This window comes from Pseudomonas sp. LBUM1669, assembly GCF_059695705.1.
Window position 1 is genome coordinate 4,427,027 of record NZ_CP166784.1, and the last position, 25,355, is coordinate 4,452,381.

At 58.0% G+C, this 25,355-nt stretch carries 25 protein-coding genes; 16 read left to right on the top strand and 9 right to left on the bottom strand.

All coding sequences use genetic code 11. From position 1 onward, the window contains the following. The first annotated feature begins 132 nt into the window (after positions 1–132). From ACA051_RS20430 to ACA051_RS20440, 3 genes are all read left to right on the top strand, one after another. Positions 133–603 (top strand): hypothetical protein, encoded by a 471-nt coding sequence (locus tag ACA051_RS20430; protein ID WP_497371657.1) that lies wholly within the window; start codon positions 133–135, stop codon positions 601–603. A 421-nt stretch (positions 604–1,024) separates the two neighbouring features. After that, the gene (locus ACA051_RS20435) at positions 1,025–1,918 is read left to right on the top strand and encodes a sensor histidine kinase (RefSeq protein WP_497375611.1); all 894 of its coding nucleotides are present in this window, start codon (positions 1,025–1,027) and stop codon (positions 1,916–1,918) included. Beyond that, entirely contained in the window at positions 1,915–2,574 is a 660-nt protein-coding gene (locus tag ACA051_RS20440) for a response regulator (RefSeq protein ID WP_497371659.1), read from the top strand. Before ACA051_RS20435 ends, ACA051_RS20440 begins: the two co-directional genes overlap by 4 nt. On the opposite strand, the gene yegS is transcribed toward ACA051_RS20440, so the two are convergent. Next, the gene (gene yegS / locus ACA051_RS20445; RefSeq protein WP_497304300.1) at positions 2,558–3,475 is read right to left on the bottom strand and encodes a lipid kinase YegS; all 918 of its coding nucleotides are present in this window, start codon (positions 3,473–3,475) and stop codon (positions 2,558–2,560) included. The two genes, ACA051_RS20440 and yegS, sit on opposite strands and share 17 nt — an antisense overlap. A gap of 322 nt (positions 3,476–3,797) precedes the next feature. On the opposite strand from yegS, the gene ACA051_RS20450 reads away from it, so the two are divergent. After that, positions 3,798–4,106 carry a hypothetical protein gene (locus ACA051_RS20450; RefSeq protein WP_497304302.1) on the top strand — a complete coding sequence of 103 codons (309 nt, stop codon included), beginning with the start codon at positions 3,798–3,800 and terminating at the stop codon, positions 4,104–4,106. A gap of 67 nt (positions 4,107–4,173) precedes the next feature. Here the strand turns inward: ACA051_RS20450 and ACA051_RS20455 are convergent, their stop codons facing one another. Both ACA051_RS20455 and moaB read right to left on the bottom strand, forming a co-directional pair. Continuing rightward, positions 4,174–5,400, bottom strand: coding sequence for a molybdopterin molybdotransferase MoeA (locus tag ACA051_RS20455; RefSeq protein WP_497371661.1), 1,227 nt, complete (start codon positions 5,398–5,400; stop codon positions 4,174–4,176). Then, positions 5,384–5,923, bottom strand: coding sequence for a molybdenum cofactor biosynthesis protein B (gene moaB, locus ACA051_RS20460; protein WP_497304306.1), 540 nt, complete (start codon positions 5,921–5,923; stop codon positions 5,384–5,386). Before moaB ends, ACA051_RS20455 begins: the two co-directional genes overlap by 17 nt. Before the next feature lie 81 nt (positions 5,924–6,004). Here moaB and mobA point away from each other — a divergent pair, with 81 nt between their 5' ends. Further along, complete coding sequence (gene mobA / locus ACA051_RS20465; protein ID WP_497371663.1) at positions 6,005–6,607, top strand: molybdenum cofactor guanylyltransferase MobA; 603 nt, start codon at positions 6,005–6,007, stop codon at positions 6,605–6,607. A gap of 76 nt (positions 6,608–6,683) precedes the next feature. After that, entirely contained in the window at positions 6,684–6,905 is a 222-nt protein-coding gene (locus tag ACA051_RS20470) for a YgdI/YgdR family lipoprotein (protein ID WP_497371665.1), read from the top strand. A 70-nt stretch (positions 6,906–6,975) separates the two neighbouring features. On the opposite strand, the gene ACA051_RS20475 is transcribed toward ACA051_RS20470, so the two are convergent. From ACA051_RS20475 to ACA051_RS20485, 3 genes are all read right to left on the bottom strand, one after another. Next, complete coding sequence (locus ACA051_RS20475; protein ID WP_497304312.1) at positions 6,976–7,866, bottom strand: pseudouridine synthase; 891 nt, start codon at positions 7,864–7,866, stop codon at positions 6,976–6,978. Between the two features lie 71 nt (positions 7,867–7,937). After that, positions 7,938–8,255, bottom strand: a complete 318-nt coding sequence (locus ACA051_RS20480; protein WP_046049178.1) for a hypothetical protein — start codon at positions 8,253–8,255, stop codon at positions 7,938–7,940. A 168-nt stretch (positions 8,256–8,423) separates the two neighbouring features. Further along, a complete protein-coding gene (locus ACA051_RS20485; protein ID WP_497371667.1) occupies positions 8,424–8,660 on the bottom strand; it encodes a glutaredoxin family protein in 237 nt (78 codons plus the stop codon). 204 nt (positions 8,661–8,864) lie between these two features. Between ACA051_RS20485 and ACA051_RS20490 the strand changes: the two genes are divergently transcribed. Beyond that, positions 8,865–10,577, top strand: coding sequence for a cation:proton antiporter (locus tag ACA051_RS20490; RefSeq protein WP_497371669.1), 1,713 nt, complete (start codon positions 8,865–8,867; stop codon positions 10,575–10,577). Position 10,578: 1 nt separating this feature from the next. Here the strand turns inward: ACA051_RS20490 and ACA051_RS20495 are convergent, their stop codons facing one another. Further along, on the bottom strand, positions 10,579–11,787 hold the full coding sequence (locus ACA051_RS20495; RefSeq protein WP_497304316.1) for an ammonium transporter: 1,209 nt from the start codon (positions 11,785–11,787) through the stop codon (positions 10,579–10,581). Positions 11,788–12,091: 304 nt separating this feature from the next. On the opposite strand from ACA051_RS20495, the gene ACA051_RS20500 reads away from it, so the two are divergent. The 9 genes from ACA051_RS20500 (at position 12,092) to ACA051_RS20540 (ending at position 23,933) form a co-directional block, all read left to right on the top strand. After that, a complete protein-coding gene (locus tag ACA051_RS20500) occupies positions 12,092–12,406 on the top strand; it encodes an ElaB/YgaM/YqjD family protein (protein WP_109633587.1) in 315 nt (104 codons plus the stop codon). A 1-nt stretch (position 12,407) separates the two neighbouring features. Further along, a complete protein-coding gene (locus ACA051_RS20505) occupies positions 12,408–12,797 on the top strand; it encodes a phage holin family protein (RefSeq protein ID WP_094468343.1) in 390 nt (129 codons plus the stop codon). Continuing rightward, positions 12,794–13,135 (top strand): hypothetical protein, encoded by a 342-nt coding sequence (locus ACA051_RS20510; RefSeq protein WP_497295149.1) that lies wholly within the window; start codon positions 12,794–12,796, stop codon positions 13,133–13,135. The genes ACA051_RS20505 and ACA051_RS20510 overlap by 4 nt, the downstream gene beginning before the upstream one ends. Positions 13,136–13,261: 126 nt before the next feature. Continuing rightward, positions 13,262–14,425: an EAL domain-containing protein gene (locus tag ACA051_RS20515; protein WP_497304319.1), complete on the top strand. Its 1,164-nt coding sequence runs from the start codon at positions 13,262–13,264 to the stop codon at positions 14,423–14,425. 67 nt (positions 14,426–14,492) lie between these two features. Continuing rightward, positions 14,493–15,824 carry a deoxyguanosinetriphosphate triphosphohydrolase gene (locus ACA051_RS20520; protein ID WP_497304320.1) on the top strand — a complete coding sequence of 444 codons (1,332 nt, stop codon included), beginning with the start codon at positions 14,493–14,495 and terminating at the stop codon, positions 15,822–15,824. Positions 15,825–16,010: 186 nt separating this feature from the next. Then, positions 16,011–16,403 carry a response regulator gene (locus ACA051_RS20525; RefSeq protein ID WP_497304322.1) on the top strand — a complete coding sequence of 131 codons (393 nt, stop codon included), beginning with the start codon at positions 16,011–16,013 and terminating at the stop codon, positions 16,401–16,403. 255 nt (positions 16,404–16,658) lie between these two features. Then, entirely contained in the window at positions 16,659–17,285 is a 627-nt protein-coding gene (locus tag ACA051_RS20530; RefSeq protein WP_094468347.1) for a response regulator transcription factor, read from the top strand. A gap of 8 nt (positions 17,286–17,293) precedes the next feature. Next, entirely contained in the window at positions 17,294–20,938 is a 3,645-nt protein-coding gene (locus ACA051_RS20535; RefSeq protein WP_497371671.1) for a transporter substrate-binding domain-containing protein, read from the top strand. Between the two features lie 49 nt (positions 20,939–20,987). After that, entirely contained in the window at positions 20,988–23,933 is a 2,946-nt protein-coding gene (locus ACA051_RS20540; protein ID WP_497371673.1) for an HD domain-containing phosphohydrolase, read from the top strand. Here ACA051_RS20540 and ACA051_RS20545 read toward each other — a convergent pair whose 3' ends face one another. After that, positions 23,934–24,416: a GAF domain-containing protein gene (locus ACA051_RS20545; protein WP_497371675.1), complete on the bottom strand. Its 483-nt coding sequence runs from the start codon at positions 24,414–24,416 to the stop codon at positions 23,934–23,936. Next, on the bottom strand, positions 24,413–25,303 hold the full coding sequence (locus ACA051_RS20550; RefSeq protein WP_497304330.1) for an ATP-binding protein: 891 nt from the start codon (positions 25,301–25,303) through the stop codon (positions 24,413–24,415). Before ACA051_RS20550 ends, ACA051_RS20545 begins: the two co-directional genes overlap by 4 nt. Positions 25,304–25,355: the final 52 nt, after the last annotated feature.

Consider the following 25,355-nt stretch of genomic DNA (forward strand, 5'->3'; position numbering starts at 1 on the left):
CTCGAGTTCCCCAGCCTGCGCCCAGGCCAGCCGGAGCGCGATCTCATGCCGGCACGGCAGCGTCGGGACGCTGGACGTCTTCGTCGACACACACGACATCCCCTCATTTGACATGACGTTGTGGAGATAAGCATGCCGAACACCCCTAAACAGTGGGCTCAGCGTTTACCGGAATTTCTTGTCGAAGCTGAAACACTCCTGGCCAAATCGGAGGAGTGCCTGAGCCATCTGCAGCTCATCAGCAATGACAAGGACGCAATCGATTGCATGCTCAGCAGTCTGCTGAAACTGGCCAGCAGAGCCGACGCTCTGGCGCTGGAAGCGGTGTCCGAATTTTCGCTGCACATCCACGGCTTGCTGAACCACGCCCAAAGCCACATGGAACTGCACGACCAGGCCCTGGGTGCGCTGAAGGACTGCTTTACGTTGATGGCCTGGCAACTCGAACTCATCGATCAGACCACCGGCCAACTCAGTCTGGATGACAGTGAACAGACTTCCCTGATTGAAGCCTTTGCGTCTCAGCTCGGACAAAGTCATTTTCAGTTAGCGGTTAATTCCAAACCGTTCACGCTCGTTTCCTATTCTGAGCGGCAGGCTTAACTCTTCCGATTACTAGGTCGTGTTGCGTATTCTTATTGCCATGATGCCGCTCATTAACTTGAGTGCGCTCATGTCGCAATTGAATATTTCATACCTGTCAACGACAGTTCGATACAAATAATTATCCCACCCATAAAACTTTTTCCATTGTGGAACTATCGTCCAGAACTTCAATTCCTGACCAAACAGACATATATAGCGAACGCGACCGACGGTATCTTAAGTGGTATTATGCCGACCTTTAGTTGACGCTAATTAATGGCAAAGTGATTCCAGATGACAGCCGTCCGATAAGTTGGAGGCTGTAGTTCCAACCCTGGACAGCACGGCTAAAGACGAGTCACTACAGATTTTCAGACAGAGACCCGTCAACCACGATGGCCGGTCTGCCCGCAGCGAACATCCATTGGCTCCATCCGCTATGTACGCCAGTCTCAAGTCAATCACCCTATGGCCACCCTCCCAAACAAACGCGCGACGGTTCACGCTTTTACTGTGTACCAGCTCGGCACTTGGCAGCTTGCTGGCCTTCAGCCTGTCTGTCCCACTGCCGGTCAGCGTGCTGATACTCAATTTGGCGGCACTCGCCTGCGTCTGGGTGCAACATTGCCTCTCGCGCAAGTCGATAAAATTTCAGCCGCAAGAGCTGGCCGATCGTCTGCTGGAAGTACAGGAAAACGAACGTCACCGGCTCAGTCGTGAATTGCATGACGACATCGGCCAGTTGCTGACCGCTGCAAAACTTCAAAGTGAATGGCTCAAACGCCGGATGCCTGAAGACATGCAAAGCCAGTGCTCGGTGCTCTGCGACACACTGGACGAAACCCTGGCCAAGGTTCGTGATGTCTCGGCCATTCTTAATCCCAGGCAGTTGGCCAGTCTCGGGCTGGAAGCCAGTTTGCGTGCGCATCTGCTCAAGACGCTGGTCAATACATCGATGCACTGGAGCCTGGAATGCCATCAACGCTTGACCGGCATACCGGAAGAAATGGCGGTGGCCGCCTTTCGAATCACCCAGGAAGCGGTGACCAATATTCTGCGCCACGCCGAAGCGAACAACCTGTTGATCCGCCTGCAACGCACGCCCCAGGGTTTGGCGCTGTTGATCAGCGACGACGGCCTGGGATTCGCGCCATCCGCAGACCCCGGTCGAGAGGGACAACGCGGGATGGCCGGGATGGTGGAACGGATCGATCAACTGGGCGGTACCCTGGTCGTGACCAGCGAGCCGGGCAAAGGCACTCAAATCGAAGCACTCTTTCCCTGGGCGCCCCGTGCGCTCGAACGGGCCAGTACGAAAAAGGTTATGCATTGACTTGTAACTTACTTCTGGTGGATGACCACTCGCTTATCAGGGCAGGCGTGCGCGCTCTGGTGCTGGATATTCCCGGCTACGCGGTCATTGGTGAGGCCAATGACGGATCGCAGCTACTCGAGATGGTCGAGAAGCTGTCCCCTGACATCGTACTGCTGGATATCTCCATGAAGGAGACCGGCGGCCTTGAAGCCTTGCAGCGACTCAAGCGGGTCCGCCCGCAAAGCAAGGTGCTGATCCTGTCGATGCACACCGACCCGGCACTGATCATGCAGGCGCTTGAGTCCGGTGCTCATGGCTATTTGCTCAAAGACACCACGGCCACCGAGCTGGAACATGCCCTGGAGGCCTTGCGCAATAACGAACGCTACCTGAGCCCGGCCATTGCCCACACAGTCATCAACCAGGCACTGATCCGCAACCAGAAGCATCAGCCCGAGCCTGCGGACTCGCACAACCTGACGGCTCGTCAGCTGGAAATCCTGCGGCTGATTGTTCGCGGCAAATCCACCCGGGAAATCGCCAATGGCCTGGGCCTCAGCATCAAAACCGTTGAAACCCACCGCTCGCAGATCATGAAGCGACTGCAGATCTTCGACGTGGCCGGCCTGGTGCTGTTTGCCGTGCGTGAGCAAATCATCAGTCTGGACGACTGACCGTTTTCGAAGCGCTCAGCAGTGGCGAGTTCTGCGGCAAATGCACGCGCAATGCCGCTGGACGCGCCGAGAATCGCAGGTTCTCGCTCTCGATAGGTTCGCCATCCAGATTGATGTAGAGGCCTTCCGCAACCTTGATCTCGACCCATGGCAGGCGAGCTCGCACAAACATGTTGTCGATGCCGAAGCCATCGGCCAGCAGCGTTTTCAACGTACCGACCACTTCCTGCGGCGCCGGCAAAATGCTGATATCCAGCAGCCCATCGTCAGCCAGCGCCTCCGGGCACAGTACATGACCACCGCCAGCCTGCCGGCCATTGCCGATACCCAATGCCAAAAGCTCACCACTCCATTGAAAGTCCGGCCCCTGCAACTCGCCGTAGGCGGCATGCAGTTCGCTGAAGCGCGATAACCCGGTGAACAGATAAGCCGCGCCCCCGAGGACCTTCTTCAAGTCTTCCGAGGTATTTGCCGTGACCTGACTGCCAAAACCGCCGGTGGCCATGTTCAGAAAGATTTGACCGCCCACCTCGCCCAGATCGATCGCGTGCGGCGCGGCCTCCAGAAGGTCCAGCGCCAGAGCGGGTTCAAGCGGCACGCCGGCAGCGCGCGCAAAATCGTTGGCGGTGCCCAGCGGCATCAGCACCAGGCTGGCCTGCGTCGAATGCGCAGCCATGGCCTCGGCGATATCACGCAAGGTGCCATCACCACCACCGGCAATCAGTTGCGTATAGCCCGCGCTCAACGCTTCTTCCACCAGCCGCTGCGCGTCACCCGCCTCCCAGGTCAGTCGGACGGCCAACTCCCAGCCCTGCTTGCGTTTAACGTCGACGGCCGCGCGGACCTCCTCGTTGAGCGCCTGCTTGCCATGCAGAATCAACAGCGCTTTGCGCTCACTCATTATTGTCGCTCCCATGTCTGGACTCTGTATGGGAGATGTGGACCTCACCACCGCCTATAAAAGTCGCAAGGATTTGAATTTTTTTGACCCGTGCAGCCTTGTGGTCCTACAGCGCGGGGAATTTTCTTACAAGATGTGCGGAATCGGCTCAATTGACCAACCTTGGCGATTGGTACACCTTGGTGTCCGCGGCATCAGTCATCAACATTAAATACACAGGGATGTGCAAACCATGAGTAGACCTTCTTCAAGGGCCCCACGAAGCGCTATCAACAAGAGTGTCGGCCAACCAAAGGGCTTTAAGGCAAGGAGCGTCTAGTCCATGCAAAGTCATGACATCAGGTTGCCGATCAGTCAGGTCGCGCCATTGGCAGAAAATCGCGCCAATAATCAGACTGAATTCAATAACAGCGCAAAGCCCGCCGGAGGAATTGATATGGAACCTCGCGTCATTGAACTCGAGACACACCTCAAATACATCCGAAGAGACATGGAAGAGGTCCGTGGCGATGTTAAATCCATCAAACACAGACTGGCCTATTCTGCGGGTGGAACAGCCGTGGTCCTGGGGCTGCTGGGCTGGGTCGCCAACAGCCGCTTTGATCAGGTCGTGTCACTTCTGGTTCGTTAAATGCTAGCCATGAACGCAAGCTCCGGCACGATCGACCGGGCTTGCGTGGCAAGAACTTTCACCAGAATCAGCTCAGGACTTCGCTCAGCGGAATGAAGTTCACATCATCGCCTTCGATCAACGTGCGGTCTTCCAGTACTTCAACCAGACCATCGGCCCAGGCCGCACTGCGAAGCACCCCGGAGCTCTGATTCTTGTAGATGATTGCCCGACCATTCTCCAGGCGTCCACGCAAATACTCTCGGCGATTCCCAGCCTTCGGCCAGTCGAACCCTGCAGGCACCTGAAACTTTAATGGCTCGACCTCCTTCACACCCTGGCGGCGCAAAAGATAGGGTCTGGCCAGTAAGGCAAATGTAACCAGCGTCGACGCAGGGTTGCCGGGCAAACCGATCACGGGGACGCTGCGAAAATGACCGAACGTCAGCGGCTTGCCGGGCTTGATGGCGAGTTTCCACAGGGTCAATTCGCCCTCTTCGCGCAAGGCAATGCCCAGAAAATCGGCCTCTCCCACCGACACGCCGCCGGTAGAAAGGATCAAGTCGACATCCTTCAACTCGCCAAGGCGGGCACGAGTGGTTGCTAAATCATCGGGAAGAATACCGGCATCGATCACTTCACAGCCCAAGCGTTGCAACCAACTGCACAGCAACACACGATTACTGTTGTAAATCTGACCCGGCCCGAGGGGCTGGCCCGGCTCTATCAACTCATCTCCGGTTGACAGGACTGCAACACTAACCTTGCGAACCACGTTCAGCTCAGCACATCCCAGCGACGCCGCCAGACCCTGCTCAATAGGTCCCAGGCGGGTGCCCGCCGGCAAAACAAGTTCGCCGACGGTGGTTTCCTGGCCTTGCGGACGAATATTTTGACCTGGGGTCATCGTCTCGATAAAACGGACGCGCTCGTCAGCCTGGACCTCGGCGTTCTCCTGCATCTCGACGCAATCGGCACCTGCCGGTACAGGCGCGCCGGTAAAGATCCGGGCGCAGGTACCTGGCTTCAACGGTTCGGGTGCCTGGCCGGCAAAAATCTTCTGACTGACCACCAAGGGTTCGCCCATCCAGTCAGCGATGCGCAAGGCATACCCGTCCATGGCACTGTTCGGCCAGGGCGGCAGATCAAGCGTCGAGACCAGATCATCGGCCAGTATGCGACCCTGAACCTGCGCCAACGGCAAGCGCTCACGCTCACCTATCGTTGATGCATCAGCCATTTCCAGCAAACGCGCCAGCGCCACTTCGACAGCCATCAAGCTGCCGGTTTTGCCAGGCTTACCCACGGGATTCACAGGGTGCCGCCAGCTTCAGGTGAGCCACGAAATTGCAGGGACGGTGCCGCGAATCCAGCTGTTCAGCGAGGATGCCATCCCAGCCAGTGCGCACAGCGTTGGTCGAACCCGGCAAGCAGCAGACCAGCGTGCCATTGGCCAAACCCGCGAGGGCCCGGGATTGAACAGTTGAAGTGCCGATGTCTGCGACCGAAATTTGCCGGAACAACTCGCCGAAACCATCGACCTGCTTGTCCAGCAGGCAACTCACCGCTTCCGGCGTGCTGTCGCGGCCCGTGAACCCGGTACCGCCGGTGATCAACACCACTTGCACGACGTCATCGGCAATCCAGTTGGCGACTTGCGCGCGAATTTTGTAGAGATCATCTTTAAGCAAAACCCGAGCGGCCAGGTTATGGCCGGCAGCGCTCAAGCGGTCGACGAAAAGTTGTCCTGACGTATCGGTTTCCAGGGTGCGGGTATCGCTGACAGTCAACACCGCGATGTTGAGCGGCGCGAAAGGTACATCAGCCTTGGCTTTCATAGGCTCGTCCAGTTGTAGGATAAACAGCCCGGTGTTATATCACAGCGCCTCATTTTTTCGCCGCCCCCATGGAGACGTGCCATGACCTCGAATACACATTTGCCACCCTGCTCCATTCTGCTCCTGGCAGGTGGCCGAGGCCAACGCATGGGTGGCCAGGATAAGGGTTTGCTGGAATGGCATGGCGAGCCGCTGATTGGGCATCTGCATCGCAAGACCCGCGAGCTGAGCGATGACCTGATCATCTCCTGCAACAGGAACCTGGAAAAATACGCGCCTTATGCCGACCAGTTGGTCCATGACGACGAAGGCGACTTCCCGGGCCCCATGGCCGGTATCCGCGCAGGCCTGAAGGCCGCCCGCCACCCCTTCCTGCTGGTATTGCCGTGCGATGTGCCGCGTATCGATGCAGCCCTGCTTCACAGCATGCGTGAAGCCGCTCGTCAGCATCCGGACAAACCGCTGATGCTGCGCCATAACGAACACTGGGAGCCGTTGCTGTGCATTATCCCGGTGGCGCTCTCGGCTGAGTTCGAAAGTGCCTGGAATGACGGCGAACGCAGTCCGGGGCGCCTCATGCGCAAATTGAGCGCTACCGCCCTGCAATGCCCCGATAACGATCCTCGACTGGCCAACCTCAACACGCCAGAGCTGTTAAGTGAACACAACACTGTGTCAGACTGACACGAGAAGGAACTTGCGCGCGTTGCACACGTCTCAAGCTCAGTAATCAAAAGAATTCATATTCGGAGACACACTCATGACTCAACGGACCCTCGCCACTTTCATGCTCGCACTGGGCCTCGCGACCCTCGCCGGTTGCGCATCGCCTACAGTGATCACCTTGAATGACGGTCGCGAAATCCAGGCCGTCGACGCGCCAAAATACGATGAAGAATCGGGTTTCTACCAGTTCGAACAACTGGACGGCAAAGAAACCCGCATCAACAAGGATCAGGTTCGTACCGTTAAAGAGTTGTAATCTTTACGGCACCCACCGGATACAGAAAAGCCCGCTTGATGCGGGCTTTTTCGTGCCTGCAGCACTGTGATCACCATTGCAGGGTGATAGTGCTCTCGAATTCACGTTGCTGGCCTGTGACCGGGTCGACAAACCGCAATCCCTGAGCCAGCAGCTTCAAGGGATTGGCATAGTCGTCCTCGACATCCTTGAGCACCTGCGGGTAGAACGGGTCGTTGCAGATACTGGCGCCCAAAGCGGTCATATGCACTCGTAACTGATGTTTCTTGCCGGTCACTGGATAAAGTCCATAACGCCAGAGATCGCCATTCCTCTCACGAACCTCGACTGCCGTCTCGGTGTTGCTGGCACCCGGACCTTCCTGCATGCGAAAGAATGGCTCGCCATCGACCAGCCGACTTTTATGAACCAGTGGAAAGGTGAGTTCAGGCAATGCACGGGCGATTGCTTCGTAGCGTTTTTCGATATTCCGTGTAGGAAATAATGACTGGTATGCCGAGCGACTCTCAGGGTTCGCCGAAAACAACACCAGTCCTGCCGTATGCCGATCGATACGATGCAAAGGCACAAGATGCGGGTTATCCAGTCGACGGATCAACCGGCGCAACAACGTCTGTTCCACGTATTCGCCAGCCGGCGTCACGGGCAGAAAATGCGGCTTGTCCGCCACCACCAGGTGTTCGTCGGCGTACAGGATCGATTCGACCACTGGGATCGGTTTTTCGTCCGGCACCTCACGGAAGTAATGAATCCGCAGGCCTTCCTTGTAACGCAGATCAAGAGCAATCGGTTGACCGTGCCCGTCTAGCACGCGACCGCGAGCAATTCGGTCCAGCCATTGTTCTCGACCGATAGCGCTGAAATGTTCACACAAACAATCGAGCACGGTCTGCCACGGCCCCGGCGGCAAGTAGAGCGTGCTGGCCTGGTTGTGTGCAGCAGAAAAAGATGAAGTGGACATACGAACGCTCTGACCCTCAATGCAGGGCAGCATTATCCAACAGCGGCCGGAACGAACCTAGTAGAGAATCCTCACGCCGGTATCTGCGCGCGCGCCGCCGCCTCGGTGAACTCCTTGAGCCAGCGCAGCACATCGACCGCTTCCCAGCGGCCTGGATCATAGAGCGCATACAACAAGCCCTGATAACCCACGACATCGAGCTGGCGGTGATAACCCGCGCGCTGGAACAATGCTTCGATTTCGGCAAAACAGGTGTTGAAGTGCAGTTTGTTGAAGGGTGTTTTTCCTTCCGTGACCAGACCATCCAGACGCAATTCGAGGACCGCCTCGCGTACCACGTCCGCCGACATCCGGTTCACGCTGTTCTTCAATTGTTCGACATTGACCACGATGTATCCCTCTCACGCCCGAAACTGCCTGCTCGAACCTGAAAGCCAGGGGCGAAAGGCAACAAAACGAATAACTGTATGCGCATACAGTATCCGAAGAGCATCGGTTAAGCCAAGGGGATCATTCGCAAAGTTCGACAGACGGGACATCGCTACTCGAAAAGCCGCTTAACGCAAAAACGCTACCACCTCGTCGGCACTGAATGGCCAGCCCAGCTCAGCACCGGTATCAACCCGCCGTAGCACCGGGATACGCAGGCTGTAAGCCTCAAACCACGTTTCATCGTCAGCGATATCTACCAACTCCACCAGCAGACCGCGTTCGACAAACTCCATCAGCATGGCTTCGGCCAATTCACAGAGATGGCACCCAAGGGTACCGAACAGCTGACATTCAGGAGGCATGATCGCTCACCCTAAAAAATTAAGAGACTATTCTAGGCCTGCCCCGAAAAGCCGTCGAGCCGTTGAATTTTCTGTCGTGCAACACAACCCGAAAGGGCGGCGGCAAAACCCTGATGCATATCAGTGGCTCTGGATACGATTTACGCGATGCTCAGTTTTTTACCTCTACGCTTGAGTAGCCAACACCCACCACCGGAGTTTTTCGTGTTTGCCAACCTCTTGATCATTCTCGCCTCCTCCCTGGTGGTGATTGCACTGTTCCAGCGCCTGCGTTTACCACCAGTGCTGGGCTATCTGTGCGTAGGACTGATGATCGGGCCGACGGCGTTCAACTGGGTGAATGAAAGCGAAGAGTTGCCCGATCTTGCCGAGTTGGGCGTGGTGTTTCTGCTGTTCTCTCTTGGACTGGAGTTCTCCCTGTCGAAGATGATCGCATTGCGTCGGGTGGTGTTCGGCCTTGGCAGCCTGCAAGTGTTGGTGTCCGGGATGTTGATGGGGGCACTGCTGATGCTGTTCGGCATGCCCACGACACCTGCCCTTTTACTCGGCGCCGGACTGTCTCTGTCTTCCACCGCCATTGTCAGCAAGGAGCTGAGCAGCCTCGGCGAAATTTTCAGCAGCCACGGCCAGAATGCCATCGCCGTGCTGCTATTCCAGGATGTGGTGGCGGTGTTGCTGCTGACCCTGGTGCCGGTGTTCGCCGGCAACAGCGATCAGGCTTGGTATTGGGCATTGCCGTTGACGCTGGGCAAGACCCTGGTGCTGTTCGGTGGCTTGCTGCTGGCCAGTCGATGGTTGCTGCCCCGCCTGTTCCATGAAGTCGCCGCTGCCCGCTCCCCGGAGCTGTTCGTGCTGTTGGCGCTGGTCATCGTTTTGCTGACCGCGTGGCTGACTCACTTGCTCGGTCTCTCCCCTGCCCTGGGTGCATTTCTCGCTGGCATGCTGCTGGGGGAAAGCCACTACCGGCATCAGATCGAGGCGGATATCCGCCCGTTCCGCGACATCTTGCTCGGGTTGTTTTTCGTCAGCATCGGCATGCTGATCGACTTGCAGCTGTTTGCCAGCCACGGCCTGCTGCTGCTCGGTCTGACGCTTGGGTTACTGCTCATCAAAGGCACCGTGGTCGCGCTGCTGGTCAAATGGCGTGGCAGCGACAGCGAAACCGCCTGGCGCAGTGGTCTGGCATTGGCTCAGGGTGGCGAGTTCTGCTTTGCCTTGATGGCGCAGATGCAGCAAAACAAGTTGATGCCCCTCGACTTCGGAGGTCTTCTGCTGGCCGCGACATTCTGCTCGATGCTGGTGACGCCGTTGCTGCTGCGCGCCGCCCCCCACGTTGCGACACGCCTGCATCGCAAGCCCAACGAAGAAGTAAAACTGGCAGAAATCAGCGCGCTCAACGCCGGCTTGCACAACCACGTCGTGATTTGTGGCTACGGTCGCGTGGGTCAGTCAATCGGCCGCGCGCTGCGCAATGCGCTGCAACCTTACCTTGCGCTAGACACCGATCCGGTGCGTGTCCAGGAAGCCGCCGTAAGTGAAACCTGTGTGCACTACGGTGACTCGCGGCGTGGTGAGCTGCTGCTGGCAGTGGGTCTGGCGCGCGCCAGGCTGCTGGTGATTGCCGTGGACCAGACCGACATTGCGCTACTGATTCTCCAAGAGGCGCGCCGATTGAACTCGAAGATTCCGATCCTTGTACGCACTCGAGACGACAGTCAACTGGCCGAGTTGAAAGCGGCAGGCGCCAGCGAAGTCGTGCCCGAGCTGCTGGAGTCGAGCCTGATGCTCGCCTCCCACGCACTGATCATGCTGGGTTTACCCGCGCATCAGGTACAGGAGCGGGCCGACCAGATACGTCATGACCGCTATCGTCTGCTGCACGGTTTTTATCCCGGGAGCGACGATGAAGAAAAGTGAGTCAGTCCTGGCTTACTGCGCCGATCTTGTGCACCGACAAGTCCGCGCCGTAATACTCCTCTTCCTGGCTCAGGCGCAGACCATGCAACGCTTTGATCACGCCATACACCACAAAACCACCCAACAGCGCCACGATCACACCCAGCGAAGTGCCGATCACCTGACTGATCAGGCTCACCCCCCCCAGACCACCCAATGCGCTCTGGCCGAAAATGCCGCAGGCAATTCCACCCCAGACACCGCACAAACCATGCAACGGCCAGACACCCAGCACATCGTCGATGCGCCATTTGACTTGAGCCGCGGTGAAGCACCAGACGAACAGGGCCCCGGCGATTACACCCGTGACCAGCGCGCCCACCGGATGCATCAGGTCGGAACCGGCGCAGATCGCCACCAACCCGGCCAGTGGGCCGTTATGCAGAAACCCCGGGTCATTGCGTCCGACGATCAGTGCCGCCACGGTGCCGCCGACCATGGCCATCAGCGAGTTCACCGCGACCAATCCGCTGACGCCTTGCAGCGTTTGTGCGCTCATGACGTTGAAGCCGAACCAGCCGACGATCAGGATCCACGAACCCAATGCCAGAAAGGGAATGCTCGACGGTGCGAACGCCACCAGCCGCCCTTCGCGATAACGCCCCTGCCTTGGTCCGAGCAACAACACCGCCGCGAGCGCCAGCCATCCGCCCATGGCGTGGACCACGACCGAGCCCGCGAAGTCATGGAAGCTGGCGCCAAACTGCTCCAGCAACCAGGCCTGCAACCCGAAGTTGCCGTTCCAGATCATGCCTTCAAAGAAGGGATAGATGAACGCCACGATCAGCGCCGTCGCACACAACTGAGGGACGAATCTGGCGCGCTCGGCAATGCCTCCGGAAATGATCGCCGGAATCGCCGCCGCAAAGGTCAACAGAAAGAAAAACTTCACCAGCCCGTAGCCATGATCCGCGTTGATCACCGCCGCCGGTTGCATAAAGGTGACCCCGTAGGAAATCCAATAGCCTATAAAGAAGTAGGCCAGAGTCGAAATGGCGAAGTCGCTGAGGATCTTCGACAAGGCGTTGACCTGATTCTTCTGTCGAACCGTGCCGACTTCAAGAAAGGCAAAACCGGCGTGCATGGCCAGAACCATGACCGCACCGATAAGGATGAACAACGTGTTGGAGCTATGGACCAGACTGTCCACAGCGCTTTGCAGATTTTCCATGGGGTTGGCAGACCTGAAGGCTAAAAAAGCACCAAAGCGGTTCACGCAGAGAGCTTGTGCACCAAGTTGCGGCCCGCAGGATCAAGGCATTGATCCCGATGAACCGCTTTGGCGCACAAGGCTGAAACCCTGACGCGAGTTTCGATTGTTTGAATCAGGGTTTTCCTGAAATCATGCCCGGCAACAGCGCAACGGCGCGGGCTGATGCACCATGGCATAGCAAAAGTTGTACCAGTCATTTGTACTGAACCTTCACACAAGGCTCATACTCGAACGCTTCAGAAGCCACTTACGGAGATCACCAATGGCCAGCATCAAAGCAAAGACTGCTCAAGAAATCCTGATGAACGACTTTCAGACTCTGGTCAGCGACACCGAACGGTTGCTGGAACACACCGCAACCCTGGCCGGCGATCAGGCCGATGAGCTGCGCAGCCAGATCCACGACAGTCTGCTGCGTGCCCGCGAAACCCTGAAGCTGACCGAGGATTCCTTGCGCGAACGCGGCCAGGCAGCCGTTACCGCTGCCGAAGATTACGTGCAGACCAATCCATGGCAATCGGTCGGGATCGCGGCAGGCGTCGGTTTTCTGATTGGCCTGCTGGCCACTCGGCGCTGATATGTCTATCGGTGAATCCAGCTCGTCCGCGACGGGCACAAGCTCCTCATCGCGGCGCCTGGGTGCCGCTTTTCTTGGACTGTTGCACAGCCATGTCGAACTGTTCGGCATCGAGTTGCAGGAACAAAAAGCGCGCACTGTAAGCCTGCTGCTGTTTGCAGGCCTGGCGCTGGTCTTTGCGCTGCTGTTGCTGGTGGGATTGTCGACGCTGGTGCTGATCCTGTTTTGGGACACCTACCGTCTGCCAGCAATCATCGGGCTTTGCGTGTTCTACACCTTGGCTGCAATTTTCTGTGCCATGCGCCTGAAAGCGGCGATTTTCGATGAGTCCTCGCCGTTCCACGGCACTCTGGAAGAATTGGCCAATGATAGGGAGCGTCTGCTGCCATGAGCCTGCCTGAACTGCCCCATAACAGCTCGCGCACCGAAATGCGCAAGGCGTTGATACGCCTGCGCATGGAAATGCATCGCCAGGAAATCCGTCACGAATCCGCGCAACTGCTGCAACCCTTGCAGCGGGTACGCGGAATGACGCAAAACCTGCATGACGGCTTCGGCATCAAGCACGCCCCGCTCTGGGGCATGGCGGCCGTGACGCTGCTCGGTTTCCTGACCGGTAAAGGCGCCAAGAGCGGCGGTACCAGCAGCCTGACCCGGCTGGTTCGCCTGGGTACAACGCTGGGGCCCTTGATCAAACTGGTCATGCAGGGTTCTTCGCGCAAAGACTGAATAGCCACTATCTGGCTGCATTCTTGCAACACCACCGGGATTAACCTCTTTATCGAGGGGTTCAATCCTGTGTGCCTACCCGGTGAACAGGTCAATCCAAAAACAAGACCTTACTAAGGAGGCCTCGTGATCGACGGGCAACCGCTCGCCTGCTTTCAGCCATTTATCGATACCGCCACGGGCCGTATTGCGGGTGTGGAAGCGCTGGGTCGACTGCGACAGGCCAACGGTCAACTGGCTTCGGTGGGGCCGTTGTTCGCCGACCCGCGAACGCCCGCCATCGCCCTTCGTCGTCTTGACCGGCAGATCCGCGATAACGCTCTGAGCCGTTTGCATGAAGCGCCATCGGACTGGTTTCTGAGCCTGAACATATCACCGCGATGGATCAACCGGTTACGGCCGGACCAGGCTCTACCGAGCCTCAAGCAATTGAGCCGTCACACTGTCGACCCGCAACGCATCGTCTTCGAGATCACCGAACTGGGGGGCGACATCCAGCGCCTGGCCGACGTCGTGGCACGCTATCGACACGCCGGGGCACGGATCGCCATCGATGATTTCGGTGCCGGTTACTCGCAACTTGATCGGGTGCTGGCCCTGCAACCGGACATTCTCAAGCTCGATATGCGACTGTTCCAGGCTGCGGCATTGGGCGGCCCCAGTAGCGACGTGGTGAAAGCCCTGGCGCAAATGGCCGAGAAAACCGGGTGCTGGATCATTGCCGAAGGGGTGGAAACCGAAGATCAGCTGAATTTCGCCCTGGAGTGCGGCTCGCGCTACGTACAGGGGTTTCTGTTCGCCCGGGCGCAGGAGGACTACTTCGCCACCGACGCCTTTGTCGAACGTTTCGCGCAACTACGCCAGCGTTATGTTCAGCATAAACTGGGCGAACGCGGTCGACTGATGATCATGCGCCAGCAACTCTGCGAGTTGATGGCCATCTTGCAAGCCTGGGCCCTCGCCCGTGCGCCACTGAACGCCTTACCACAACTGCAGGCGTTTCCCTGGCTGTTGCGCTTCTATCAATGCGACCGTCACGGCACCCAGTTGACGCCCAATCTGGAATGGCGCAATGACGGCTGGGAGGCCGACAACCGCTACCTGGGTCATAACTGGTCGTGGCGGCCCTATTTCTATCACTTGCTGGCCGAAGGCTGGGAAGAGCGGCGCCTGACGCTGTCCACGACCTACCGCGATGCCACCAGCAATCAATACTGCCTTACAGCCGGGCAATTTTTCGACAACGGCGAGCGACTGCTGCTCATCGACATCGACGCCGCGGGTCTCTAGTTCCGCTTGCAGGCGCAGGCACGAACCCGGAAGCTAGAGGCTCAGTCACCTGACGGAGAGTCCAGCCTTGGATTGGCAAACCCTGCTTACCCGCGAACGCCTCGGAAAGCCTCTGCACAGCCCGGAAGAACTCGGCCGCAGCCCTTTCCACAAAGACCACGACCGCATCATTTTCTCGGGTGCTTTTCGCCGCCTCGGGCGCAAGACTCAGGTTCATCCGGTCACCAGCAACGATCACATCCACACGCGCCTGACCCATTCGCTGGAAGTCAGTTGCGTCGGTCGATCGCTGGGCATGCGCGTCGGTGAAACCATTCGAAGCGCCCTGCCCGACTGGTGCGAACCGAGCGACCTGGGGATGGTGGTGCAATCGGCCTGCCTGGCCCATGACATCGGCAATCCGCCCTTCGGGCATTCCGGCGAAGACGCGATCCGTCACTGGTTCCAGCAGGCCGCCGGCCGTGGCTGGCTGGACGCCATGAGCGAAGTCGAACGCAACGACTTCCTGAATTTCGAAGGCAACGCCCAAGGCTTCCGGGTGCTCACCCAGCTTGAGTACCATCAATTCGACGGCGGCACCCGGCTGACCTACGCAACGCTGGGCACCTATCTGAAATACCCGTGGACGGCAAAGCACGCCGATTCATTGGGCTACAAGAAGCACAAGTTCGGCTGCTATCAGAGCGAACTGCCGCTGTTGGAGCAGATCGCCAACAAACTCGGCCTGCCACAACTGGAAGAACAGCGCTGGGCGCGTCATCCGCTGGTGTATCTGATGGAGGCCGCCGACGACATCTGTTACGCGCTGATCGATCTGGAAGATGGCCTGGAAATGGACCTGTTGGAGTACGCCGAAGTCGAGTCTTTGCTGCTCAACCTGGTGGGTGATGATCTCCCGGAAACCTATCGCCAACTGGGCCCAATGGATTCGCGTCGGCGCAAACTGGCAATCCTGCGAGGCAAGGCCATCGAACACCTGACCAATGCCGCCGCCCGGGCCTTCGTCGAGCAACAGGACTCGCTGCTGGCCGGCACGCTGCCCGGTGATCTGGTGGAGCACATGCATGGTCCGGCCAAGCGCTGCGTCTTGAATGCCAAAGACATGGCACGCAAAAAGATCTTCCAGGACAAGCGCAAGACGCTGCACGAAATCGGCGCTTACACCACCCTCGAAATCCTCCTCAACGCGTTCTGCGGCGCGGCACTGGAACAACACAACGGTCGAACACCGTCCTTCAAGAGCCGGCGCATCCTCGACCTGCTAGGCAACAATGCGCCCGATCCTCATGGTCCTTTACACACTTCGTTCCTGAGAATGATCGACTTCATCGCCGGTATGACTGACAGCTATGCCAGTCAAATGGCGCTGGAAATGACCGGTCGCTCAAGCCACGGATGACAATGCATCGATCAGCCGCGTCAGGGCCTCCTGACAGGCTGATCGTCGTCCTGCGCATTTCTCGTTCCAATCCGCGCGTCAACAGAATCGCCCTACACCCAGTGCAGAGCGGACTGATCGAATGAACGGTCTGATCGCGAAATAATCACGCGCCCTCTGCTCGACAGATGAAACATGAAAAATCCTATGTCTGAACACGATTGGCGCATCTTGCTGGTGGAGGACCATCCTTTCCAGCTCAAGGCAACCCAATGCCTGCTGGAGAGTTACGGCTTCACTCAACTGACCGCCACTGACAGCGCCGAAGCCGCCTTGCAGCAAATGCTCAAGGCGTCGCAACCCTTCGACATCCTTCTGTGCGATCAATGCCTGCCCGACCTTCCCGGTCTGGATCTGATCGAATACGCCAGCCAGCGAGGAATGATCAGACAAGCCATTTTGCTGAGTAGTCTGACATCCATTGAACTGGACGGTCTTGAAAGAATGGCCGAAGAGCACGGGCTGCCTTTGTTGGGTTATTTGATCAAGCCCCTGAAACAATCAGACTTTAGAAACTTATTGACCTTGGCCTCACTATAAAAACACTCCAACAAAGACACACTAAAACACATTTAAACACCTATCTAATACATTTCAAATCAACCTCCCCAACTCGCCAAACACACATACAACACCCTCACTGATCCTCATGCAAAACCTAGTTGATCCGTAGTCCGATTCTTCTTCCACTGTAGGAATTATCTTATATTGCTACTACAGGCCTGTCAGTTCATGCCCCCCTCAACTATCTGAGCTAAGGTGCGCGCTTTATTTGAGCGCGTATGGGACTTGATTATGAACTCCGTTTTTATTGTCGACGATCACCCCGTCATCCGTCTTGCCGTCCGAATGTTGCTCGAACATGAGGGTTACAAAGTCGTCGGCGAAACTGATAATGGGGTCGATGCCATGCAGATGGTTCGTGAATGCATGCCCGACCTGGTCATTCTTGACATCAGCATCCCCAAACTGGATGGGCTGGAAGTTCTCTCCCGTTTCAACGCAATGAGTACCCCCCTAAAAACCCTGGTGTTAACGGCCCAGTGCCCGACACTTTTCGGTATTCGCTGCATGCAATCCGGCGCGTCCGGGTATGTATGCAAACAGGAAGACCTTAGTGAACTGGTGAGCGCAATTAAAGCGGTACTATCAGGTTACAACTATTTCCCCAGCCAGGCCTTGAATCCTGTCCGTGCTGACGATGAGCGATACGCCGACCTCGAACTGTTCAAGTCAGTCAACGACCGAGAGTTGATGGTATTGCAACTTTTTGCCCAAGGCCGCACTAACAAGGAAATTGCCAAGGGCATGTTCCTGAGCAACAAGACTGTCAGCACCTACAAAAAACGCCTCATGCAAAAACTCAAGGCCAAATCGCTCGTTGAACTCATTGATATGGCAAAACGCAACGCGCTAGTGTGAGAAACAGGATGCCCAGTCGTTTAATGGATTATCTAATACCGCTGGCCGCGGGTTTATGCCTGAGCACCTCAGCGCACGCGGCACAGATGGCGAGCGAGCATTACACCCTGCTCAGTCGTTCAATGAACGGACACATGGAAGTCCAACTGGATAAATCGCAACAACAATGGCTTAACAATAAACGCGATTTGATTCTGGGCACCTCTGCCCCCGACTACCCTCCTTTCGACCTGACCCTCAGCGGCCGCGACTACGAAGGTTTCACTGCTGATTATGCGGGCATCCTGGGCAAGGCCACCGGACTGCCAGTCAAGGTCCAGCGCTACGTTTCCCGGGGAGACGCGATCGAGGCCCTGGAAAAAGGCGAGGTCGACATGCTCGGCAGCGCCAATGGTTTTGAAGCCCGCAATGCCGACATCGTGCTGTCCTTGCCCTATGCCGTGGATCAACCGGTTCTGGTGACACGGGAAGGCGAAACCAGATCCCTGAGCGACGGCCTCGCCGGGCTGCGCCTGAGCATGGTGTATCACTACTTGCCGCTGGACGAAGTCAAAGCCCTGTACCCGAAAGCGATCATCACTTCCTACCCCTCCTACCAGAATGCAATCAATGCGGTGGCTTTCGACCAGGCCGATGTTTTTCTGGGCGATACCATTTCAACCCATTACATAATCAACAAGGGGTATCTGAACAACATCCGCATGGCCAACTTCGGTAAACACGAGGCCCACGGTTTCAGCTTTGCCGTGCATAAGGGCAACCCGGCTCTGCTCGGGATCATCAACGCCATCCTCAAAGCGACCCCTGGCAGCGAGCGAGAAAACATCGCCAAACGCTGGAGTGCGGGCAGTGACATTCTTCTCACCGATCAGAAACTGCAACTCACCGACCGTGAACAACGCTGGCTGGCGCAACATCCTGTCGTGCGCGTCGTGGTCAACGAAGCGTTGGCGCCGCTGACTTTTTTCGACAGCGACGGCAACTTTCGGGGCGTATCCGCCGATTTGCTCGAGCTGATCAGATTGCGCACCGGTTTGCGCTTCGAGATCCATCGCAGCCGTAACGATGACGAGATGATCGAGCAGGTCAACAACCATCAGGCCGACCTGATTGCCGCTCTGCTCCCCAGTGCCCAACGTGAAACGATGCTGAACTTCAGCCGTCCTTATCTGGAAAACTCCGTTGTCCTGCTCACTCGCAAAGCGGCCGACAGCCCGTCGAACCTGACGCAACTCACGGACAAGCGCCTGGCCATCGCCCAAGGCAATCCAATGGTGGCTTACCTGCGCCGCGAGTTCCCGCGAATCCATCTGATCGAAACGCCGGACACCTTCAGTGCCGTGGAATTGCTCGCCGAGGGTCAGGCTGAAGGGACGGTGAGCTCATTGGTGATTGCCAACTATTTCATCTCATCGCGAATCTTCGAGCACACACTTCAAATCAGCACCACCATCGGCACCCGGCAAGCCGCGTTCTCCCTGGCGACCGGGCGCGACGCCAAAGAGCTGGGTTCGATCCTCGACAAGGCACTGCTGAGCATCGCGCCGGAAGAGCTGGGCATAATCAACAGCCGCTGGCGAGGCTACTCATCGGCCTCTCAAAGTACCTGGCGCAACTTTCACCGGTTGTTCTATCAAATCGTTCTGGGTGTCGGCGTGCTGCTGCTGATGTCCATGACCTGGAACGCTTACATGCGTCGCCAGATCAATCAGCGCCTGGCCGCCGAGCTCGCCCTGAACGACCAACTCGAATTCATGGGATCGCTGGTCAACGGCACGCCTCATCCCATCTACGTGCGTGATCGCCAGGGCTTGCTGCAAAGCTGTAACGACAGTTATCTGGAGGTCTTCTGCGCCAAACGCGAAGACGTGATTGGTAAAAACGTCACGCAGGGCAGCATGAGCAACTCATTTGAAGCGCAGGAATACCAGGCGGATTACCAACGCGTCGTGGCCGAAGGGACCCCGTTGATTCTCGACCGGCCTTTGCATATCGGTGGCCGCACGCTGACGATTTATCACTGGATACTTCCCTACCGGGACTCCAGTGGTGAAGTACAAGGCATCATTGGCGGCTGGATCGACATCAGCGAGCGGCGACAACTGTTCGATGACCTGCGTGCCGCGAAAGAGCGTGCGGATGAAGCCAACCGTGCCAAAAGCACCTTTCTGGCGACCATGAGCCATGAGATCCGCACGCCGATGAACGCCATCATCGGCATGCTCGAGCTGACCCTCAAGCGTATCGATCACAGCCACCCGGATCGCCCGGCCATTGACGTGGCCTACCACTCGGCGAAAGACCTGCTGAACCTGATCGGGGACATTCTTGATATTGCGCGAATTGAATCAGGACGACTGAGCCTGAGCCCGGAGCGCGTCAACCTGAAAGAAACCGTGGCGTCGGTGGTACGGATCTTCGACGGTCTGGCCCGCCAGAAAAATCTGCGCCTGCGGCTGGACTTCAACCCGGCAACGCCCCCCTCCGATGTCCTGCTGGACCCGATGCGCTTCAAGCAGGTGCTGTCCAACCTCGTCAGCAACGCCATCAAGTTTACCGAACAGGGTCAGGTCCGGATCGTGGTCGAGCTGCATCCGACCGACGAACCCGACCGGGTGCTGTTGCAGTTGCAGGTTGAGGACAGCGGGGTCGGGATCAGCGAACAGGATCAACGGCGTTTGTTCGAGCCTTTCGCCCAGGCCGATCATTCCGGGCAGGCGACCAGAGGCGGCGCGGGGCTTGGTCTGGTGATCAGCCGCAATCTGTGCGAGATGATGGGTGGCAACCTGCAGTTGAGCAGCCAGGCCGGCATCGGCACTCAGGTCCGGATCTCAATGAACCTTGCAACACTGCCAGCCGAGCGGGTGTCGAAAACCGCTGAACCATCCCTCCACACGACCTTGGCTGTACTGAACGTCCTGGTGGTCGACGACCATCCCGCCAATCGTTTGCTCATGTGCCAGCAACTAGAGTTCCTGGGACATCGCTCCAGCGCCGCACCGGATGGCGAAGCGGGGTTGAAGGCCTGGAAGGAAGAGGTGTTCGATCTGGTGATCGTCGATTGCAACATGCCGATCATGGATGGATACGAACTGGCTCGCACCATTCGCCAACATGAACAGCAAACGCAGTGCCGGGCTTGTACCGTGCTGGGCTTCACCGCCAACGCCCAACCGGAAGAAATACAACGCTGCAAACAAGCCGGAATGGACGACTGCCTGTTCAAACCCCTCAGCCTGACAGCCTTGAGTCAATGGGTTGAAGGCGTTGCGCCGGCGGTCCGCGCCCCGGCCTTCAGCCTTGAAGGGCTGCATCTGTTAACGGGTGGCAGCCCGACACTGGACCAGCGCCTGTTGTCCGAACTGCTGAACAGCAACCGTCTGGATCGGCAAGAGTTGCTGGCGTTGTCCCCCACAGAAGATCGGCAGGCTTTCATCGAGGTGGCCCACAAAATCAAGGGTGCTGCGCGAATCGTCCAGGCTTGCCGATTGATCGACAGCTGCGAGGCACTGGAAAACGCTTGTCATGACAAGTTCCACCCTGACGTAGTCGTCAATTGCACCAAGGCCATGGACCGCGCGATGGTCGAACTGGAGCACGCATTAAAGCAACAGATAGGTCACAACGAGAAAAGCAGAATGATGGAGCCTTAACTATGCTTGGACGCTGAGCAGTGTGTTAACCATCATGGAGAGAACAGCAATGCCCAGCCCACTGCGCCCGGATCAACGCCGGTTTCCCCTGCACATCCATATCAGTGTGATGTTCACCTTCCTGTTATTGCTGACCGGCGTGGTGCTGGGCATTTTCAACTACGGACAAACCACGCAGATCATTCTTTCGAGCAGTGAAAAGCTCTTCAATCGCATCGAGCAGGATGTCCGCCTGGACCTGCAAGGCACCTATGAACCGATTCGCCATCTGCTGAGCCTGCTGGCGGACTACCCAGCGACCCGCGCACCGAACCTGGAACAGCGACTGGCGTTGCTTCAGCCCTTCAGCCAATCGCTCAAGGACAATCCCAACCTGGCATCGTTGTATCTGGGCTACGACAACGGTGACTTCTTCATGGTTCGCCCCCTGCGGACCACTGCCCTGAGAACCGTGCTGAAAGCCCCTGACACCGCGGCGTTTCAAGTCTGGAGCATCGAGCACAGCAGCAGTGGTCAGATCCGCTCTCAATTCCTGTTTTTTGATCAATCCCTGACACTCATCAACCGTCAGGACAATCCCGACGAAACCTACGATCCCCGCGCCCGCGCCTGGTTCTCCAGCGCGCGCGGCGATATGGATCAGATCACCACCGAACCCTACGTTTTTTTCTCCACCCACAACGTCGGCACCACCCTGGCCCGGCGCAGTGGTGAAAACGCGGTGATGGGCACCGACCTGACCCTGGCCGAATTGTCGGCCACCCTGGCCAAACATGTGGTGACACCCCATACCGAAATCGTGCTGTTCGATGCCCAGGGCAATGCAGTCGCCTACCCCGACAGCAGCAAACTGATAATCGACGACCAGACCGCTCGCCTGAACAAGGCTGCCGACCTCAGCCCCGGCCTCGATGCCCTGCTCTCCAATCCTCCTGCCGGCAATCGGCTGGACGCCGCCGGTCGTCAATGGATCGTGGCACGCAGCAGCATGACGGAGGGCGGCCCCCAGGGACTGCAACTGGCGTTGCTGGTGCCGGAGGACGAATTGCTCGCCGATGCTTACCGCATGCGTTGGCAAGGCGCGCTGATTACCCTGGCGACATTGCTGCTATGCCTGCCCGTGGGATGGTTGACCTCCAGAGTCTTGGTCAAGCCCCTGCGCGCGCTGGTGCAGGAAGCCGATGCAGTGCGCAGTTTCAATTTCAACTTTCCGATCGGCCGCAGTTCGCCGGTGCTTGAAATTGACCAACTGAGCGTGTCGATGGCGCGGATGAAGGACACCCTCGGCAGTTTTTTCCAGATCACCGATAGCCTGAGCGCCGAGACCCGTTTTGCGCCGTTGCTGCAGCGGGTGCTGTTTGAAACCGTGAAAATCGGGCAAGCCCACGCCGGTCTGATTTACCTGCGCGAACGTGACAGCGATCGCGTGGAGCCCCAGGGTCTGGTCATCAATGGCACGTCACAGGCATTACCTACGTTTGATGTTCAAGGACATGAACTCCAGGATCCACTGAGCCCCAAGTGGTTGCAGCAGTTGTCGAGTGCCGACAATATCGTGACCAATCTGGGTTTCGAACAGGCGGGGGATTTACAGAAGGTGATGCTCGCGCTGGAATGTCCCCGGGTGCACCTGATCGGCATCCGTTTGCACAATCGGCACGACGAAACCGTGGGCCTGCTGATCCTGCTTTTGACCGACAGCGGCACGCAAAGCGACCTGGAAAAACTGCGCCCGGACCGCATAGCGTTTCTCCAGGCCGTATCCGGCGCCGCTGCCGTGAGCATTGAGAGCCAACGCCTGCAAGCCAAACAGAAACAACTGCTGGACGCCTTCATTCAACTGCTGGCCGGCGCGATCGATGCCAAGAGCCCTTATACCGGAGGTCACTGCCAGCGAGTGCCGGAGCTGACCCTGATGCTTGCCCAGGCGGCTGCCGCCAGTCAGGCCCCGGCCTTCAGCGACTACCAACCCACCGAAGATGAGTGGGAAGCCCTGCACATTGCAGCCTGGCTGCACGACTGCGGAAAGGTCACTACGCCTGAATACGTGGTCGACAAAGCCACCAAGCTGGAGACCCTGAACGACCGCATTCATGAAATCCGCACCCGTTTCGAAGTCCTCAAGCGCGATGCCTGGATCAACTATTGGCAGGCCATCGCCCTGGGTGGTGACGAGCAGCACCTGGCCCAAGTGCGCAATGCCAACCTGGCCGGGCTGGATGATGATTTCACCTTCGTCGCCCGCTGCAATCTGGGCGCAGAGGCCATGGCCGAGGCCGATCTGCAACGGCTGCGCAGCATTGCCCAGCGCAACTGGACCCGAACCCTGGACGATCGAATCGGCGTGTCCTGGGAAGAAAACCGTCGCCAGGCACGAACCCCGGCACCGACCTTGCCGGTCAGCGAGCCGCTGTTGGCGGATAAACCCGAGCACGTGTTCGAGCGCGCCGAAAGCGAGCTGATTCCGGAAGATAATCCCTGGGGTTTCAAGCTCGATGTGCCGCGCTACAAATACAACCGGGGCGAGCTCTACAACCTGAGCATCTCCCGAGGCACGCTGACCCGCGAGGAGCGTTACATCATCAATCACCACATGGTGCAGACGATCCTGATGCTCAGCCACTTGCCCTTCCCCGGCCACCTCAACAACGTCGCGGAAATCGCCGGCGGCCACCACGAGAAAATGGATGGCACCGGCTACCCCAAACAGTTGAAGCGCGAAGAAATGAGCCTGCCGGCACGGATGATGGCGATTGCCGATATTTTCGAGGCGCTGACCGCCGCCGATCGCCCTTACAAAAAGGCCAAAACCTTGAGCGAGGCGCTGGGCATCATGGCCACCATGTGCCGTGACGCCCATATCGATCCGGAGTTGTTCGGCTTGTTCATCAACGCCGGCATCTATATGCAGTACGCCGATCGATTTCTCGATCCACGCCAGATCGATGCGGTCGACACGTCAAGCCTGTTGCTCAAGGCCGGCTTGAGGGTGTGATCAGCAATCGGTCAGACGCAGGAAAATCGCCGCCAGTTGCTCGATACCGGCCTGATCGTCAGCGGTAAACCGCGCCAGACTCGGGCTGTCGAGGTCCAGCACGCCGATCAGGCGACCGTCCTTGACCAGCGGCACGACCAGCTCGCTGTTCGAGGCGCTGTCGCAGGCAATGTGCCCGGGGAACGCGTGAACGTCTTCGACCCGCTGGGTCTGCAAGGTCGTCGCCGCCGTACCGCACACGCCGCGACCGAACGGAATCCGCACACAGGCGATCTGCCCCTGAAACGGGCCAAGCACCAGTTCTTCGTTGCGATTGAGGTAGAAACCGGCCCAGTTCAAGTCGTCGAGCTGGCTATACAGGAACGCCGAAAACTGCGCGGCATTGGCGATAAAGTCACGCTCGTCCGCCAGTAACGACTCCAACTGCGCCCATAACATGCCGTAACCGTCCAGGCCTTGGCCGCTCTTCTGTAAATCGATCATGCTTTGTGCTCCAACAGCTTCAGCCCCACCCAATAGCGGGCAAATTGATACGCGCAGCGTCCATTGCGGTTGCCCCGGCCCGTAGCCCAGCGCACGGCGAGGATGTCCAGCTGTTCGTTACGCTGCCACTCAAGGCCGGATTTTCCGGCCAATTGCCCAATCCAGTGCTCGACGACGTCAAGGAAGTGCTCTTGAGTAAACGGATAGAACGACAGCCACAATCCAAAACGGTCCGACAGCGCGATCTTGTCTTCTACCGCCTCGCTGGGATGCAGTTCGCCGTCGACCCGTTTCCAGTTTTCGTTATCGCTTTCCTTCTCCGGCACCAGGTGGCGACGGTTGGAGGTGGCGTACAGCAAGACGTTATCCGGCGCCTGTTCGAGCGAGCCGTCGAGCACGCTCTTGAGCACGCGGTAGTCGCCTTCGCCCGACTCAAACGACAGGTCATCGCAGAACAGCACGAAACGCTGAGGCAGCCTGGCGATTTGTTCGACCACGCGCGGCAGGTCCGCAAGGTGATCGCGCTCGATCTCGATCAACCGCAGGCCGGCCTTGGCGTGCTCGGCCAGCAACGCGCGAACCAGCGACGATTTGCCGGTGCCGCGCGAGCCCCAGAGCAGTGCGTGGTTGGCGGGCATGCCATCGAGGAACTGCTGGGTATTTCGCCCCAGTTGCTCCACTTGTCGATCGACACCGATCAGGTCGGACAACCGTGTGTCGAGGCTGACATGCAGCGGCAGCAGAAAACCGCTGCGGCCCTCGCGTTGCCAGCGCGCGGCCAGGCATTGCGTCCAGTCGATGGCTTGCCGAGGTGCAGGCAAAAGCGGTTCGATACGGGCCAGGACCGCATCGGCGCGTTCAAGAAAAGCATTCAATCGGGAATCCACGTCTTCTCCTCGGGCACGTTCACAGTGATGATGGCATTACAGCGACGCAACA